Source organism: Vicinamibacteria bacterium (genome assembly GCA_035620555.1).
Classification (GTDB): domain Bacteria; phylum Acidobacteriota; class Vicinamibacteria; order Marinacidobacterales; family SMYC01; genus DASPGQ01.
In genome coordinates this window covers 1-15,638 of the sequence record DASPGQ010000310.1, presented here as the reverse complement: position 1 = coordinate 15,638, position 15,638 = coordinate 1, and the positions used below count along the sequence as shown (strand labels likewise).

At 61.6% G+C, this 15,638-nt stretch carries 13 protein-coding genes and 1 tRNA gene; 11 read left to right on the top strand and 3 right to left on the bottom strand.

Annotation, left to right across the window (positions count from 1 at the left end):
• The 5 genes from VEK15_12600 to VEK15_12580 form a co-directional block, all read left to right on the top strand.
• Positions 1-721: alkaline phosphatase family protein (locus VEK15_12600; protein ID HXV61529.1), on the top strand; the 721-nt coding region annotated here is incomplete at its 5' end.
• Between the two features lie 19 nt (positions 722-740).
• Positions 741-1,169: a cyclic nucleotide-binding domain-containing protein gene (locus VEK15_12595; GenBank protein ID HXV61528.1), complete on the top strand. Its 429-nt coding sequence runs from the start codon at positions 741-743 to the stop codon at positions 1,167-1,169.
• A 48-nt stretch (positions 1,170-1,217) separates the two neighbouring features.
• On the top strand, positions 1,218-1,700 hold the full coding sequence (locus VEK15_12590; GenBank protein HXV61527.1) for a response regulator: 483 nt from the start codon (positions 1,218-1,220) through the stop codon (positions 1,698-1,700).
• Positions 1,697-2,890, top strand: a complete 1,194-nt coding sequence (locus VEK15_12585) for a SpoIIE family protein phosphatase (GenBank protein HXV61526.1) — start codon at positions 1,697-1,699, stop codon at positions 2,888-2,890. Before VEK15_12590 ends, VEK15_12585 begins: the two co-directional genes overlap by 4 nt.
• Positions 2,887-4,275, top strand: a complete 1,389-nt coding sequence (locus VEK15_12580) for a trypsin-like peptidase domain-containing protein (protein HXV61525.1) — start codon at positions 2,887-2,889, stop codon at positions 4,273-4,275. Before VEK15_12585 ends, VEK15_12580 begins: the two co-directional genes overlap by 4 nt.
• A 3-nt stretch (positions 4,276-4,278) precedes the next feature.
• Here the strand turns inward: VEK15_12580 and VEK15_12575 are convergent, their stop codons facing one another.
• From VEK15_12575 to VEK15_12565, 3 genes are all read right to left on the bottom strand, one after another.
• On the bottom strand, positions 4,279-5,589 hold the full coding sequence (locus VEK15_12575) for an EAL domain-containing protein (GenBank protein ID HXV61524.1): 1,311 nt from the start codon (positions 5,587-5,589) through the stop codon (positions 4,279-4,281).
• Positions 5,590-5,651: 62 nt separating this feature from the next.
• Positions 5,652-6,407 (bottom strand): lysophospholipid acyltransferase family protein, encoded by a 756-nt coding sequence (locus VEK15_12570; protein ID HXV61523.1) that lies wholly within the window; start codon positions 6,405-6,407, stop codon positions 5,652-5,654.
• A gap of 171 nt (positions 6,408-6,578) precedes the next feature.
• A complete protein-coding gene (locus tag VEK15_12565; GenBank protein ID HXV61522.1) occupies positions 6,579-7,244 on the bottom strand; it encodes a CarD family transcriptional regulator in 666 nt (221 codons plus the stop codon).
• Positions 7,245-7,537: 293 nt separating this feature from the next.
• Here VEK15_12565 and VEK15_12560 point away from each other — a divergent pair.
• The 6 genes from VEK15_12560 (at position 7,538) to VEK15_12535 (ending at position 15,115) form a co-directional block, all read left to right on the top strand.
• Positions 7,538-7,625, top strand: a tRNA-Leu gene (locus tag VEK15_12560).
• A gap of 168 nt (positions 7,626-7,793) precedes the next feature.
• A complete protein-coding gene (locus tag VEK15_12555) occupies positions 7,794-10,745 on the top strand; it encodes a protein kinase (protein HXV61521.1) in 2,952 nt (983 codons plus the stop codon).
• A gap of 204 nt (positions 10,746-10,949) precedes the next feature.
• Positions 10,950-11,522, top strand: a complete 573-nt coding sequence (locus tag VEK15_12550) for a hypothetical protein (GenBank protein HXV61520.1) — start codon at positions 10,950-10,952, stop codon at positions 11,520-11,522.
• Between the two features lie 252 nt (positions 11,523-11,774).
• Entirely contained in the window at positions 11,775-13,184 is a 1,410-nt protein-coding gene (locus tag VEK15_12545) for a sigma 54-interacting transcriptional regulator (GenBank protein ID HXV61519.1), read from the top strand.
• 58 nt (positions 13,185-13,242) lie between these two features.
• Positions 13,243-14,589, top strand: coding sequence for an ATP-binding protein (locus VEK15_12540; protein HXV61518.1), 1,347 nt, complete (start codon positions 13,243-13,245; stop codon positions 14,587-14,589).
• A gap of 337 nt (positions 14,590-14,926) precedes the next feature.
• Positions 14,927-15,115, top strand: coding sequence for a Flp family type IVb pilin (locus VEK15_12535; GenBank protein HXV61517.1), 189 nt, complete (start codon positions 14,927-14,929; stop codon positions 15,113-15,115).
• Positions 15,116-15,638: the final 523 nt, after the last annotated feature.

Genomic DNA, 15,638 nt, shown 5'->3' with positions numbered 1-15,638 from the left:
CCACCTTCTCCTGCTGCGCCTGCCGGCTCCGGATCGCTACCAGCATCAGTACGGCCCGCAGCATTACCTCTCGAAGGCGGCGCTCACGGCGTCGGACTACAACATTGGACTCGTCCGACGCGCCATCGAAGACTCGGGTCTCGCCAATCAGACGACACTCGTGGTGGTGTCCGACCACGGCTTCCACACCGCCGAGTACTCGGTCAACGTCTATCCCGTATTCGAGAAGGCGGGACTCGCCAACAAGGTGCGACTCCATGGCGGCTATTGGTCGGTCGTGGTAGAGCTCACCGATCGCTTCGAAGAGTCGAAAGACGGGAAGGCCTTGGAGGACGCCCTGTCCCGGGCCGCCCGGCTCGACGGCGTTGCCGTCGTGGTCCGGCCGGAGGATTTTCACGCGCTCGGCATCCCTCGCTACGACGAAGACCCTCATATCCTCGGCCAGTACCTCATCATCGGGAGTATCGATACCAGGCTCGTGGTCGACGAGCAGGATTCGTCGAGTCGGCGAGAGCGTCTGCCCACTCCGTACTACGGACATGGCTTCCTGCCGTCGGATGAGCGCATGTATGCCGTCTTTCTCGCAACCGGGCGACGCGTGAGAATGGGGGTGCGCGTCGGCAGGGTGCAAAACTACGACCTCGCCCCAACCGTGTGCGACCTTCTAGGGCTCGACATGCCGGGTCTGCCGGGGAGGATTTTGACCGAGATCCTGGAGTGAGAGAGACTCTCACTCCTTAATGCCCTACACCGTCGTCGAGAAAGTACTTCTATTGCAGAACGTCGACGTCCTCAGCGCGGCGAGAACGGAGGACCTCGCCGTTCTCGCCTCCATTACCGACGAAGTTCTCTATCAGAAGGACGCGGTCGTGTTCGAGGAGGGACAGCCCGCTGACGGCCTGTACGTCGTGGTCCGGGGCGAGCTCGTCCTCACCCGCAACGGTCAAGAGCTGAGCCGCATGGGAGCGAAGTCGGCGCTCGGCGCTTGGGACCTCATCGAGGGCAGCACTCGGGTGTTCGGCAGCCACGCGGCCACGGAAACCCTTCTTCTGCGAGTGGACCGTCAGGATTTCTACGATCTCCTGCTCGATTATCCCGAGCTTGGACCGAGCATTCTCAAAGCGCTCGTCCGCCGCTTCCGCAAGCTGGTCAGTCCCGCCGGAGCCTGACGCTAGGGTTGCAGTAAAATCGGGCTGCTCGAATGAGAAAGGCGGACCATGGAGCATCAATCGAATATTCCGGTCATCGTCCTCGTGGACGACGAGGACATGGTGGTGACGAGCATCCGGAGCTTCTTGACCCTCGAGACGGACTATGACGTCAAGGGCTTCACCTCGCCATCGAAGGCGCTGGAGTTCATCCAGTCCAACCGGGTCGACGTCGTGATCTCGGACTACCTGATGCCGGATTTGGACGGGATTTCCTTCCTCGCGAAAGTCAAGGAGATCCAGCCCCAAGCCACTCGCATCCTGCTCACCGGCTACGCGGACAAGGAGAACGCCATCAAGGCGATCAACGACGTGGGACTCTACCAATACATCGAGAAACCGTGGGAGAACGACGACTTGAAGCTCATCATCCGAAACGGACTCGAGAAGCGCCTCCTCCTCAAACGTCTCGAAGACAAGATTGCCGAGGTCAATGCCGCGCACGATGAGCTCGTGTCTCTCCAGCGCGACATCATGAAAGCTTTTGCATGAGTGCCAAGGTCCCCTCGGTCCTCATCGTCGACGATGAGGAAATGGTCATCTCGTCGCTGCGCGGGGTCTTCGCCCTCCAGACCGATTACGAGATTCACGCGTCGACGAGCCCGCGCGAGGCGATGGAGCAGGTCTCCCGCACTCCCATCGACGTCGTGATCTCGGATTTCCTCATGCCGGAAATGAACGGGATCGAGCTGCTGAAGGCAGTCAAAGAGCTGCAGCCCGACGCGATCCGGCTCCTCCTGACCGGCTACGCCGACAAAGAGAACGCCATCAAGGCAATCAACGAGGTGGGACTCTACCACTATCTCGAGAAACCCTGGGACAACGATGCTCTCCTCAATATCGTCTCGAACGCCCTGGCGGAGAAGAGCCTGAGGAGGATGCTGCGCGAAAAGGTGAGAGAGCTGGATTCGCTTCTCAGCCGACACGAGGCGCTCGAGGTCAAGCATCGATTTCTCGAGCGCGAGCTCGAGATGGCGGCCCGGGTGCAACAGAGCCTACTCCCGAAGAATTTTCCCCAAGTGACAGGCTATCGTTTTGCGACCCTTTATCAGCCATGTGAAGCGATCGGGGGCGACTTCGTCGATGTGGCCGAGCCGGAGGATGGGCGTGCGGTCCTGCTGGTCTCCGACGTGATCGGGCATGGCGTTCAGGCTGCGCTTTCGACGATGCTTCTGAAGGGCGTGTTCCAGGAGTCGGCGACAGGCGCCGAGACTCCGCAGGCGCTACTCTCGGAGATGAACCGCCGTCTCCACGCCGTGCTGCCCAATAGCATGTACGCCGCCGCGGCGGTGTTCGACATTCGCTCGGACTCGCACGCGGTGCCGTTCTCGAACGCCGGGCTTCCCTATCCCTTCATCCTGCGGGCCAAAGGGTGTCTGGACGAGTTCGCCGTGGCCGGACCTCCTCTGGGTTTGCTGGAGCCGGACCTCGTGCCCTACGAGTCGAGGAGCCTCGAGCTCCACCCGGGTGATGTCCTGCTCGCGGGCTCGGACGGCCTCGGGTCGATTGCCAACAGCAGCGGGGCCATGTTCGAAGACGAAGAGTTGAGACGCGTACTCACCGAGCTGGCGGGGCGTGACGGCGAAGAGGTGATTCGCGAAACGATGGAGCGGGCGCTGGATTTCGGTGAGAGAAAACCGCTGCCCGATGACGTCAATCTCGTCGCCGTGACCCGCATATGATCCGGCTCGCGCTCCTCGGTCTCGTCGTCACCGCGCCGAGTCTCGTGCCCGCCCCAATGCAGTCGAAGCCGAGCCTCGACGCGTTGAGCGACTCCTTCGGCGCCCTGGCCGAGAGCGTCAACCCCGCCGTCGTCCAGATTCTCGCGTCCGGCTTCTCCGCCGCGAGCGGCATCGTCACCGGGGAGCTCATCTCGGAGCAGATGAGCCGGGGCTCGGGGGTCGTCCTTTCATCCGACGGCTATATCGTGACGAACGCACACGTGGTGAGCGGGGCCCGTCGGGTGCGAGTCCTCATTCCGCAGCGGGACGAAGGCAGCTCGATTCTAGGCTCACGGGGTCGACTCGCCGGAGCCCAGATCGTGGGGATCGACCTGGAGACGGATCTGGCCGTCCTGAAGACCGAGGGCGACGGGCATTTCCACCTGGAGCTCGGGGATTCCGACCGGCTACGGCCCGGCGAGCTCGTCTTCGCATTCGGAAGCCCGCTCGGGCTAGAGAACTCCGTCACGATGGGCGTGGTGAGCGCCAAGGCGCGCCAACTTCGCGAGGGCGACCCGATGATCTACGTCCAGACCGATGCGTCGATCAACCCCGGAAACAGCGGCGGGCCTCTGGTGGACACCGACGGCAAGGTCGTGGGTATCAATACGATGATCCTTTCGCAGTCGGGCGGAAACGAGGGCGTCGGCTTCGCCGCTCCCGCCAATATCGTGCGCAACGTATTCGATCAAATTCGATCCACCGGCCGGGTGGCACGGGGTGAGATCGGAGCGTCGGTGCAGACGATTACACCCTTGCTGGCAAGCGGGCTGGACTTGCCCAGATCCTGGGGAGTCATCGTTTCCGACGTCACGCCGGATGGTCCCGCGGGGAAGGCAGGTTTGGAGTCCGGCGATCTGATTCTGACCCTGGACGGAAGAACCATGGAGAACGGGCGGCAGCTCGAAGTGAACCTCTACCAGAAGCGGGTGGGAGAACGAGCCCGGCTCGGAATACTCCGGGGAGCGAGCGAGCTCACGCTCGAGGTCGAGGTCGTGGAGAGGCGCGAGCATCCCTACCGGTTCGCCGGGCTGGTTCATCCCGATCGAAACCTGGTGCCCGAGCTCGGCATCCTCGGCATCGATCTGGACGACAGGCTCCGACAGATGTTCACCGGGCTGCGGATTCCGAGCGGAGTCGTCGTCGCCGCCCGCGCCCGGGAGGCTACTCCGTGGCAGGGTGGGGGGCTTCTGCCCGGCGACGTCATCCACGAGGTGAATCGGAACGAGATCCGAAGCCTTGCCGAGCTCAAAGCGACCATCGCCCGCTATGGTCCCGGAGATCCGATCGCCCTGTGGGTGGAGCGTGACGGCGAGCTACTCTACGTGGCCCTGGAGATCTCTTGAAGATCAGCTGCCGGTTGGGGTGATCTGGAAGCCCTGCATCGGCTTGCCGAGCGAATTGCCCTGGACGAAGCTCACACCGATCTCGCGAACGACATCGAGCTCCTCCTTCTTCTCGATTCCTTCGGCAATGAGTCGGGCATCGATCTTGTCCGCCAGGGACTTGAAGCTCTGCACCATCTCCTTCTTGACGAAGCTTGTGTGGATGTCTCGCACGAGCTTTATGTCGAGCTTCACGTAGTTCGGCTGAAGCTCCACGATCTTGTCGAGCCCGGAATGTTCGGCTCCCATGTCGTCGATGGCGATGAGGCAGCCCAAATGTTGAAAGTACTTCATCGCATCGCGAAACAAGTGGTAGTTGTCGATAGCGTATTTCTCGTTGACCTCGAGAACGATCTGATCCGGAGCGAGGTTTCTTCCCAGCAGATCGATGAGATCCTGCCCCTGGAAGTGAGGATCTCGCATCGAGAAGGGCAGTGTATTGATGAAGAGCTTGTAGTCTTTCGGGAGCCCACCGCCTTTCTTCGTGGCCGACACCAGGGCCTTGCGGCGGCAGAGATGGTCGAGCTCGAAAAGCAGGTCGGTCTTGTCAGCCACGTCGAACAGAACGATCGGACTGTAGAACTCGGTCCCCTTAGGACCGCGGCAGAGCGCCTCGAAGCCGTGGGGACGCTCGGTCTCCATGTCATAGATGGGCTGGAAGAGCGTGGTGATCTGTTCTTTGAGGATGATGCGCTGGAGCTGTTTCTTGCTCTCGAGGTGGCGCCGGTAGTTGTTGAGCTTCGACGCCTGCTGGGCCTCCTGAATCGCTCGCATGACCAGGCGTTCGGCTCTCACCAGCGGGTTGTGCAAGACCAGCGACGTGCCCACGAACACGCGGGGACGTTTCTTCATGTAAGTGAAGGCGGTTTGCGAGACTCGGGGCGCGAGGAGGAACTCGACCCTCTCGCCAATCTTCTCGATATCCTCGGCGAGTAGGTGCTCCTCTTCCTTCCTCGGTGCGAGGAAGATCAAGAACACGTCGCCCGCCCGCTCGTTCAACGAGACGATATCCCCGGTACGAAGCTCGGTCCCCTGGAGCTCCCGAACCACCTCGCGAACCATGTCCATGAGCTGGTCGAAAATCACGCTCCCGTAGTCGCGCTCCACCTGGTTGATGTCGGATACATCGATGAGGAGCAGCGCGATGAAGCCGTCTTCCTCGAGACGGGCTTTCAACTCCTCGAGATGCTCGCGGTAGGTGAACAGAGGGTGTTGCGGATCAAAGGCAGATGTTGCCACGTCGCCGTCGCGCGTGGCGACTTGCGTTTCTTTCAAGTGCCCCATCCTGAGAAACTTACGGTCAGTCTTTTGATGCTACCAGGGCACTCGCCTCGATGTCAATGCTCCTCGTAGAATCCTCTTTCCTCCTGGCCCTGGGACTCCCTGGGACGGTGACGCCGGAGCGTCTCTTCGATAGGCTCCCGGACACGCGTCATGAGCATGGCCCGATCCCTGGGCTCCAAACCCGCGGTCGAAACCGGATCGTGAAAGAAGATCTCGACCGTGCCCGAGCGGATTGCGAAGCTTCCGGGCGGCATGAGCTCGAACGCGCCGGTCACCGTAATCGGCAGGATGGGGACCTGAGCGTCGATCGCCATGTGAAAACCGCCCTTCTTGAAGCTCAGCAAATCCCCGGTTCGGCTGCGGGTGCCTTCGGGGGCGATGAGAAACGATTCCCCGGCCGCGGCCAGCGCCGCGGCGCGTTTGACGCTCTCGACGGCGCTTTCCCGGTTCGTCCGATCGACCGGCACGAACCCACCGAGGCGCATCGCCGTCGCGAGAACCGGAAGGCGAAACAACTCCCTTTTTCCCAGGACCCGGACCGGTCCGGGAAGGCGCATCCAGACCGCGGGTACGTCGAGGTTGGAGTTGTGATTCATCATGAAGATGAAATGCGGATTCGCGCCGAGCTTCTCGTCACCATGGGTGACGATCCGGATCCGGGCGAGCCAGAACCCGATCCGCACCCCGAACCGTCCCAGCCAGTACAGAACCCGGGAGTTTCCCGTGATGAGAGCGTACGGAATACCAGCCATCCCGGCAACCAACGTATAGACCGGCAGCACGATCGCGAGTACGAGGCTCGTCAGCATGTCACGGCAAGATCAGGAAAAAGCCCTTCCGACCTTCTGGGCGGAAGGGCTCGATCCAACCCAGCTAACGGGTTGACGCCGTTTCGAGCCGGCTCTGATTGTCGTTCAGATCTGAGGCAAGCCGGGGCTGCCGGGCCCCTCCGGGCACGAACGGGATCTCGAACAAGTCACTCAGCAGCAGTAACGGTTGATGGTGATCGAGATCGGCTTCTTGCGGCCCTTTCCATTCGTCGACGCTCGGCTCCGCACCTTCCGGGCGACACCTTCCGTCCGGCCGCTCTCCGCCATGGCCGCCAGGGTCGTCTTCTTGAGAAGCGTCTTGAGGCTCGTTCGGCCTTTCTTCTTGGCTTCCATCCCGCGCGACAGAGCGATGTCGATCTTCTGCTCGACGAGATCCTGAGGCTCTTCGGCGACCTCCGCCAGCTCGCTGACGATGAGGAAGCGGGCACGGTCGAGCATTCTCTTCTCGCGAAACGACAGGCTCTTCTTCTTGCTGAGGTATGAAAGGTCCTTGAGCACTCCGGCCACGTCGTAGATGGACCCACTCCGCATCTTGTCGGAGTTGTCCTTGTAGCGACCCTTCCAGTTCGAATGCTGCTCGATCTTGCGGTTCTCCAAAAGGTCGAATATCCGCTCGACGTCCCTTCCGGTGATTACCCGGCGCAATCCCACACCGTCGACGTTCTGGACCGGAACCTTCACGACGGTGGAGTTCGCAAGGATGCGCAGTTTGTAGAACTGATGCTTCGAATCAGGGAGAGTGTCTGCCAGGATATCCTCGACGACTCCAATGCCATGGTTGGGGTACACGACCTTATCCCCGATCTGGAAGGTCATTCACACCTCGCTTTCTCAATATTTTTGCGGCGGCATTCTAACATATGCCCGGGCCGGGAACTACTAAATAATGTGCTCACAAGGATTTCGCCGAGGATCCTATGGACGGCAACCGGGTGCACCCTTCATATTTTCGGCAGAATTTGCAGAACGGCCACTCAAGAATGTTCCACGCAGGGTGGTCTAAGGATGAAGGTTCATCGGCCCATGAACGCCTCCAGCATACTTTGATTCGCCTCTGCCCGCAAGGCGGTCCCGAACCCGCATTTTTTGGTAGACTTCCCGAGCAACGTGCCGGAGTGGCGGAATTGGTAGACGCACGGGACTCAAAATCCCGCGGTCCTCGCGGCTGTGAGGGTTCGACTCCCTCCTCCGGCACCAGCCTTCGCTCGACGACGTATCTTGAAGCGTCGAGCTTCGGCCTAGGCAAGCCAGCGATCCGAGCGAAGGCTGCCCCGCCGTAGCCTTTGGCGCAGGCGAGGGAACAATCCCTCGGGCGAGGCCGTAAACCTACCGGGGGCGGGTTTCAGTGCGCTCACGCGCGACGAAATGACTGAAGAGAAGCTTTCGCACTACACGATTCTCGAAGAGATCGCCCGCAGCGAGGCGCAGATCGTCTACCGGGCCAGGGACGACAAGCTCAACCGGGAGGTTGCGCTCAAGGTCCTTCCCAAGGTGCTCGTGCAGGATCCGGAGCGACGACGCCGGTTCGTCGCCGAAGCGAAAGCCGCGGCAGTGCTCGAGCACCCCCACATCGGTGTGATTCACGAGATCGACGACGCGTCGGGAGTGGCCTTCATCGCGATGGAGCTCATCCGCGGCGAGACGCTCGGCTCCCGGCTGAGTCGCGGGCCCCTTCCCGTGGTCGAGGCGATCGACCTGGCGATCGGGATCGCTTCCGGTATCGCCTACGCGCACGAGCGGGGAATCGTCCATCGGGACGTGAAGCCCAGAAACGTGATGCTGACCGAAGGAGGTCATCCGAAGATCATCGACTTCGGTCTCGCCAAGCTTCTCGACACGGATCGGAGCCCGTTCGTAAGTGAATGCAGCGACGACGAGCTGCCGCTTTCAAGCAGCACTCGGGAAGGGTTCGTCGCCGGAACGGCTTCGTTCATGTCGCCCGAGCAAGCGCGGGGCGGAACGGTGGACCAGAGAAGCGACGTATTCAGCTTCGGGCTCTTGCTATACGCGATGCTCGCTGGCAAACCGCCATTCGAAGGTCCCACGCGGATCGACACGCTCCATGCGATTCTACGAGACCCGACTCCGAAGCTTCCGCTGCCTCCCGACGCGCGGGCGCTGCTCCAGCCGATCCTGGAGCGTTGTCTATCGAAGGAGCCCGACGGTCGCTACTCGAGCATGACCGAGGTTCTGGAAGAGCTCAAACGCGCTCGCGCGCGCCTCGAGGCGTCGAGCTTCGGCTTCCGGGGAATCCAGCGGGTCGCCGCCGCGGTAGCGCTCGTCGCTTCCGGAGCCGTCGCCGCCGCGCTTCTCATGTCGGGACGCGGTACACCACCCCCCGATATTCACGTCAAACCGACTCTCGCGGTACTGCATTTCGAGAACCTCTCCGGTGATGCCGAGCTCGATTGGCTTCGCACCGGCCTGACCGAGCTGCTGGTGACCGATCTCTCCCAATCGAAAGACCTCGAGGTCGTGACCACCGATCGCTTGTATCAGATCCTCGAGGACATGGGACGCCGGAACAGCGGACCGCTGGCGGCAGGGGACGTCGCCGAGCTGGCGGATCGGGCGGGGGCGGAGAAGGTTCTCCTCGGCAGCTTCGCCAAGGCCGGCGAATCCATCCGTCTGTCGGCACGGATCCAACAGGCCGAGAGCGGTCAAGTCGTTTTCACGGAGACGGTCGAGACCAGCGGCGAGGCGAACCTATTCCGGCTCGTCGACGATATGACGGCGAGGATCAAATCCGAGCTCGGCATCCAGGGGCCGGGGGGTGAGCTCGACCGCGATCTTCGCGAAGTCACGACGTCGTCGGTGGAAGCCTACCGTGAGTACGCCGAAGGGATTCGATTGCACGAGCGCTTCCGCGAGGAGGAGGCCATACCCCACTTCGAAGCCGCGGTCGAGCTGGACCCTGGCTTCGCGATGGCGCTGGCCAAGCTTGGCGTCGTCCAGAGTAATCTCGGACGCGACGAGGAGGCCGATGCCAACGCCGAGAGGGCTCTCGAGCACATCGACCGCCTCTCGGAGCGGGAACGCTACTACATCGAGGGATGGGCCTATTCCCGCACCCCCTCGACACTCGGCCGAGCCATCGAAGCCTACGAGAAGGCGATCGAGCTCTATGCCGACCACGGGTCGGCGCGCCACAATCTGGGAAACTTGTTGTTCGAGATCGAACGCTACGACGAAGCGATCGAGCAACTGGAGGAGCTGAGACGGCGGCGCATGCTCTTTCCCGCAACGTACGAACAACTTGCGGCTGCCTACGTCGCTCTCGACGACATCGATAGCGCTCGTGAGGTGCTCACCGAGTTCAACGCCCGGAATCCCGACGATTGGACGACCCTCGTCTCACTGGCGCAAATCGAGATCGAAACGGACGACATCAGCGGAGGACTCGAGACTCTGGCGCGAGCCGAAGCCCTGGGAGCCAGCTCCCTTCGCACCGGGCCAGTGAGGTGGCAGGCCCAGATTCTCCGCGAGCAGTGGGACGAGGCGCTTCAGACGGCGAGAGCCATGATGGAAGCAAGGAGCCCCATCGAGACGTTCATTGGCGGACAGCTCTTGAGCACCACCCTGTTGTATCGCGGCGAGGTACAGCCGGTGCTCGAGGCCCTGGAGCGCGTCGCCGGGGCCCCTCCGGTCGACGCCAAACACCTGTTCGGGAGTAAGCCGCTCTTGTTCAAGGCTCGGATTCTTCTGGAGGCAGGAGATTATGCCGCCGCCAAGGAAGCCGCGCTCGCAGCGGTGGCGCCCGACGATCGGTTCGGACAGAGCAAGGAACAAGCGGTTCTGATGGCGATTGCCTGCGAGCGCCTCGGCCAGAGCGAGGAGGCGCGAAAGTGGACTCGCACCTACGAGCAGCGAGCCAATCTCTCACTCGGGCCGGCGGATGAACGCACGTTCGAGCTCCTTCAGGGTGAGCTGGCCATGGCTCGGGGAAGCTACGGCCCGGCGATCGCTCATTTGAACGAAGCGGAATCGCTTCTTCCGCCGCGCGGAGCCGACGGGATGCATGCCCTGATATGGTACTCGCTGGCCACGGCGCACCTGCGAGCGGGCAACGTTTCCGAAGCGATCGGCTGGTACGAGCGTATTCTCGAATCGACCCAGGAGCGCATGTACCAGCCGATCCGCTACGTCCGGAGCTTCTATTTTCTTGCCGGCCTCCTGGAACAGGAGGGAGCTCCGGACGAGGCGCGCGCGTATTACCAGAGGTTTCTCGAACATTGGGAGCACGGAGACATCGATCGAGACCGCGTCCGGGAGGCTCGGGCAAAGCTCAGGGCGAGCTCCTCGACAGAAGCACGGTGACGAGCTCGTTCTTCATCTGCTAAAATAGAATCGTTTCCCAGAAACATGTGCTCGTGACTTTCCAACTCCATTTGCCTGGCACCTGATCATCCCGGTTGCCCCGGCACTACCGGCGACCCCGGAAGGAGTTGGGCGCGAGCTTTTTCCGGATCGCCCCCCTTCGACCGGCAGAGGAGGAGATTCCCGCTCGGGAACGATTCAACCATGAGTTTGAAGATCATGATTGCCGGGTGTCCCAAAGACGAGCGCGAGCGCATCGAGACTTCGGTTCGGGCGGCCTTCGGAGACCATGCGCGAACGAGCTCCTGGAACGTCTCACTCGTCAGCATCGCAAACCAATGGTCGATCGAGATCGACGGCCCCGAGCCCCATTACCGGGGCTTGAGCCTGGTTACGGGCCGCAAAGACGTCGCGACCAGCCTCAAGCGCGCACTCGAGGAAGCCTCCTCGGAGACGAGAGCCAAGGGGCGCGAGCCCGAACGCCGCGAACGCCCCGAACGCGTCGTGGCGCCTCGGCCGCAGGTCTCGTCACCACTGCCGGTTGCCCCGCCACGGGTTGCGTCACCCGAGGTTCCGACGACCACCGAATCCGAGAAGATCGACCAGCACCGCTGTGAGGGCTGCGCCGCCACCTACGAAGTGCTCTACCATACGCAGGTCAACGAGGTGGAAGAACTTTGCCCGGTGGCCTGTCCGTCGTGCTGGCACGTCAACACGGTAGCGATCGCGGCGAGCGCCGGTTTGAACGGTGACTACCGGGCTCGTTCGGTAGGTTAGAAACGTTGACGAACGGCTCCGAGTCTGGTACGATTTCTTACTCCCCAGCAAAAATTTGACTCCCCAACCGTAAGGGACGGCTGCTTCTGGCAGCGGTTTTCCTTTTTGGCACGAAAAGACCGTTTCTGGTCATATGGTTTGTGTCTCGCTTCTGAATGATAACGAGTTCCTGCGTGATATCTCGAAGACTTTACTGGTCGAGATCTCGATCCCCGAAGTCCAATCGACCAAGGAAGAACATCAAGGGGAAGCATGACACACAGCTCTTCGCTCTCTAGCTTCGACGGACGACTCGCCGATCCCGAGTTCCTGGCACGAGCTTTCCAGGAGACCTCGGAGACGCGGTCATCCGACGCACCGAGCGGCATGCCCGAGCTCGATGCGCTGCGCCGCCATCTCCACGCTCGCCGGGTGCTCGTGCTCAAGGCACGCCGCGCCAACTCTCCTCGGTTGATCGGTTGCAGCTCCGACGCGAGGAAAGCCCCATCGGGTGAGTCCGACTCGGGCGAGTTCATTCTGATTCCCAAGGGGAGCTGCACCATTGCCGTCGAGACCGATGACTTGAGCCGCACTCGCCGGTTGCTGGACACACGAGACCGCACGGTGAAACAGCTCGTAGCCCGGGCGCTGGGCCGGATCATCCTTCGCGAGGAGAACTCGGTCGTCTATGAGCTCGCGGAAGGCGGCTCGATGTGCCTCGCCTATTCGTCACCCCGGATGGTGGACGTGCTCCGTCAGGCCGAGTCGATTGCCGACTCGGACCGACCCGTGCTCATCCTCGGCGAGACGGGAGTGGGCAAGGAGCTGGTGACACGCTATATCCACGAAATGTCGGGGCGGGACAAGTTTGTGGCGATCTCCATGGCCCAGATGCGAGGAGACTCCGCGGTATCGGAGCTTTTCGGCCACCTCAAGGGCGCTTTCACCGGTGCCGCGACGCGAAGACTCGGAGCCTTTCTCGAAGCCGGCGAAGGCACGCTCTTCCTCGACGAGATCTCGGAGATGCCCGAGGCGGTCATGGCGCTGCTTCTCCGTGCGATCGAGACCCGCCGAGTCAAGCCACTCGGCTCGGACCAGGAGTGCGCCGCACCCGCGAGGATCGTGGCGGCCACCAATCGACCGGAGCGCCTCCGCAAGGAACTCTTTTACCGGTTCGTCCACCGTATCGAGATTCCCGCTTTGAGAGAGCGAAAGAGCGACATTCGCGCCATCGCGCGACTCATAGGGTTTCGAGAATCTTTCGATCTGACGGAAAAGGCATTGGTTGCACTCGAGACCATTTCATCATGGGACGGCAACGCCAGGGAGCTCGAGTACTTCCTTTTCCAGGCGGCTTCTCTGGCGAACAACGGCGTGCTGGGCGCAAAGCACGTCATGAGGGCTTTCGCCACTTCAATCCAGTTCGAGACGGGCGCGAACGGGACAGCCAGTCCGGTTCGCGGACTCCGCAAGGCACTCGGACTCAGCATTCGCGAGCTCGCCTCGGTGCTCGAGATTCCGAAATCCACTTTGGAGGACATCGAGAAGCGAAGAAACGAAGCGCGTGAGCGCGAGGTCCTGAGCAAGATCGAGGAGAGTCTCAGCCAGTTTCAGGCCCGGGGCCTCTCGTCCGAAGGAGGAGCCGTCTCGCGTCAGCTTCGTCGGTTCATCGAAGAAGAGTAATCCGAGCGAGAGTGGCAAGTTCAAAAAGCCGCTCTCCCACAGCAAGGAGATAGGTGTCGTGACTTCACTGACTCTGGCGCAAAAAAGCGACCTCGAACCGCAGAGCGAGGCGAATGAGCTCGCCCTACCCAAAGCTCCGGTGAGCCCCGAGGATACCGGAATCTCGCGAGAGTTTCTCCTCGAGCTCACGTTGCGCATCGCGCAGACCACCAAGCAGTTCACCACCGAGTGGCTCGCCGAGCGGATCTGCCTCCCGAGCCGCGTCGTGCTCAATCTCGTCGACGAGCTTCGCACCGAGCGCACGCTCGCCGTGCTCGGTCAGTCCGGCAACTTCGGCCTGCAATTGGGAATCACCGAGAGAGGACGCGCCGTGGCTCTCGAGTCGATGAAAACGACCAGTTACGTGGGGCCAGCTCCGGTCACGCTCAAGGCCTACTCCGATCTGATGGAGGCGCAGCTCGCGCGGCTCCCGAAAGTGACGCCGGAACGGGTGTCGGAAGCCATCTCCGAGCTCGTACTGCCCGAGGAGACCGTCCAGATTGCCGGGCTGGCGAGCTTTTCCTCCCGGAGCTTGTTCCTGCACGGGCCTCCGGGGAATGGCAAAACATCCCTCGGCCAGATGCTCCACGCCGCCGTCGATGGAGATCTCTGGATCCCTCACTGCATCGGTATCGGCAACAGCATCATTCGCGTGTTCGACCCCGAATGCCACAGGCCGACCACCTGGGAGACGCGGGCTCGCGAGGTTGATCGACGGTGGATGAGAATCAGACGGCCGTTCATCATTGCCGGTGGAGAGCTGACGATCGAGTCACTCGACCTCGCCTACCACGAAGGGCTCGGCTACTACGAGGGCCCTCTGCACCTAAAGGCGAACGGTGGAACGTTTCTCATCGACGACTTCGGGCACCAGAGAGTCGACCATTCGGAGCTTCTCAATCGATGGATTCATCCATTGGAAAGCCGCGTCGACTACCTGACTCTCAAGACGGGCCAGAAGTTCCCCGTGCCTTTTCGTCCCATGCTGATCATCTCCACCAACCTGGATCCGGACAAGGTGATGGATCCCGCGTTCCTGAGACGCATGGGCTATCGCATCTTCATGAACAATCCCACGCCGACTCAGTACCGTGAGATCTTCGAGCGCTACGCCCAGCGCGAGGGCATTACCGTGCCCGAAGGCCTGTTGGATACCCTGCTCCAGCATTACCAGGCGGACGACCGGCCGCATCGAAGCTGCGAGGCCCGGGATCTCATCGAACGGGCGAAAGATATCTGCCGTTATCGAAGCGAGTCCGTCCGCTTGACGGACGACATCATGGACCTCGCCTGGCGCGGCTACTTCGGCAGGCGGGAGCGCTGGGCCGAGAATTCGACAGGCGAACCATCAGAAAGTCCCTATTGATTTCCGGAGGGTCCACGGAGCCGACGGAGCCGATCCGACGAACGTCCGACGGCGCCAGATCCGATAAGGTGCTGAACGAATAGAAGTACTGGCGACCCGTCGGGCCCCGTCCGATGGTGTCCAGAGCACCTCGTCCACGTCCTGTAACCCCTTGATAAGAAATAGACTACATATCTATTTTTTTCAACGGGTTAAAAGAATCATCACCGCCTTTCGTCGTAAGTTTATTAATTTCAATAGATTAACTCTACATGTAGACATCTGGCATCCAGGTTGCACGGGGTTGGGTCGAGCTGCCTCGACGACAGTCGTGGGCACTCTATAAAGGGGGTAAGGAATGATTCAGATGAATGCTCTCGTTCAGCAGATTGTCCGCTTCGTGAGAGAAGAGGACGGACCGACGGCCGTGGAGTACGCGCTCATGCTCGTTCTCGTGGCTCTCGCGGTGGCCCTCGCGCTGCCAAATATCTCTCAGGCGGTCATCGCGATCTTCACCGCCATGGCCAACGCGCTCGCAGTTCCGTAACGTTTCCATCCTGAATCGGGAACGATGCCGAGCCGGCCGTTTGGGCCGGCCGTCGAGCTCTCCGCCGCCGGCTCGGCCGTTCTCTCGATTGCTCGACGCCGTCGCGGGACCCGTGTCAATCCGCCTTGCCGCAAGGCTCCGGCGGACCCGCCGAAGCTTCCAGCCGGGTCGGTCGCCAGGGCTCGGCATTTGCGGCGCTTATTCGCACTGCGTGCTCACCTCTGCTATCACCGCTCGGCAGGGTCAGCTGAGCTCTTTCGTCGCGCATGGTCTGCCGAGGTCCACACGCCCTCCTTATCGAAGAAGTCTCTCAGCTGCCCAATGGCATCCAATCCCAACACCTCCAGATCAATCGGCCGACGTTCTTGCTGAGTCTCGTGTAGGGATTCCACCTTTACGACCAGTGGATGGACCCCCACTCCAAATCACTCGAACGGCGGGCGTCCGACGCGGTTACCGACCCTTAATCCATTACAAGTGAATGAGTTGTCCGTTTCGGGACCGCTCCGTCCGGGCATGTCCG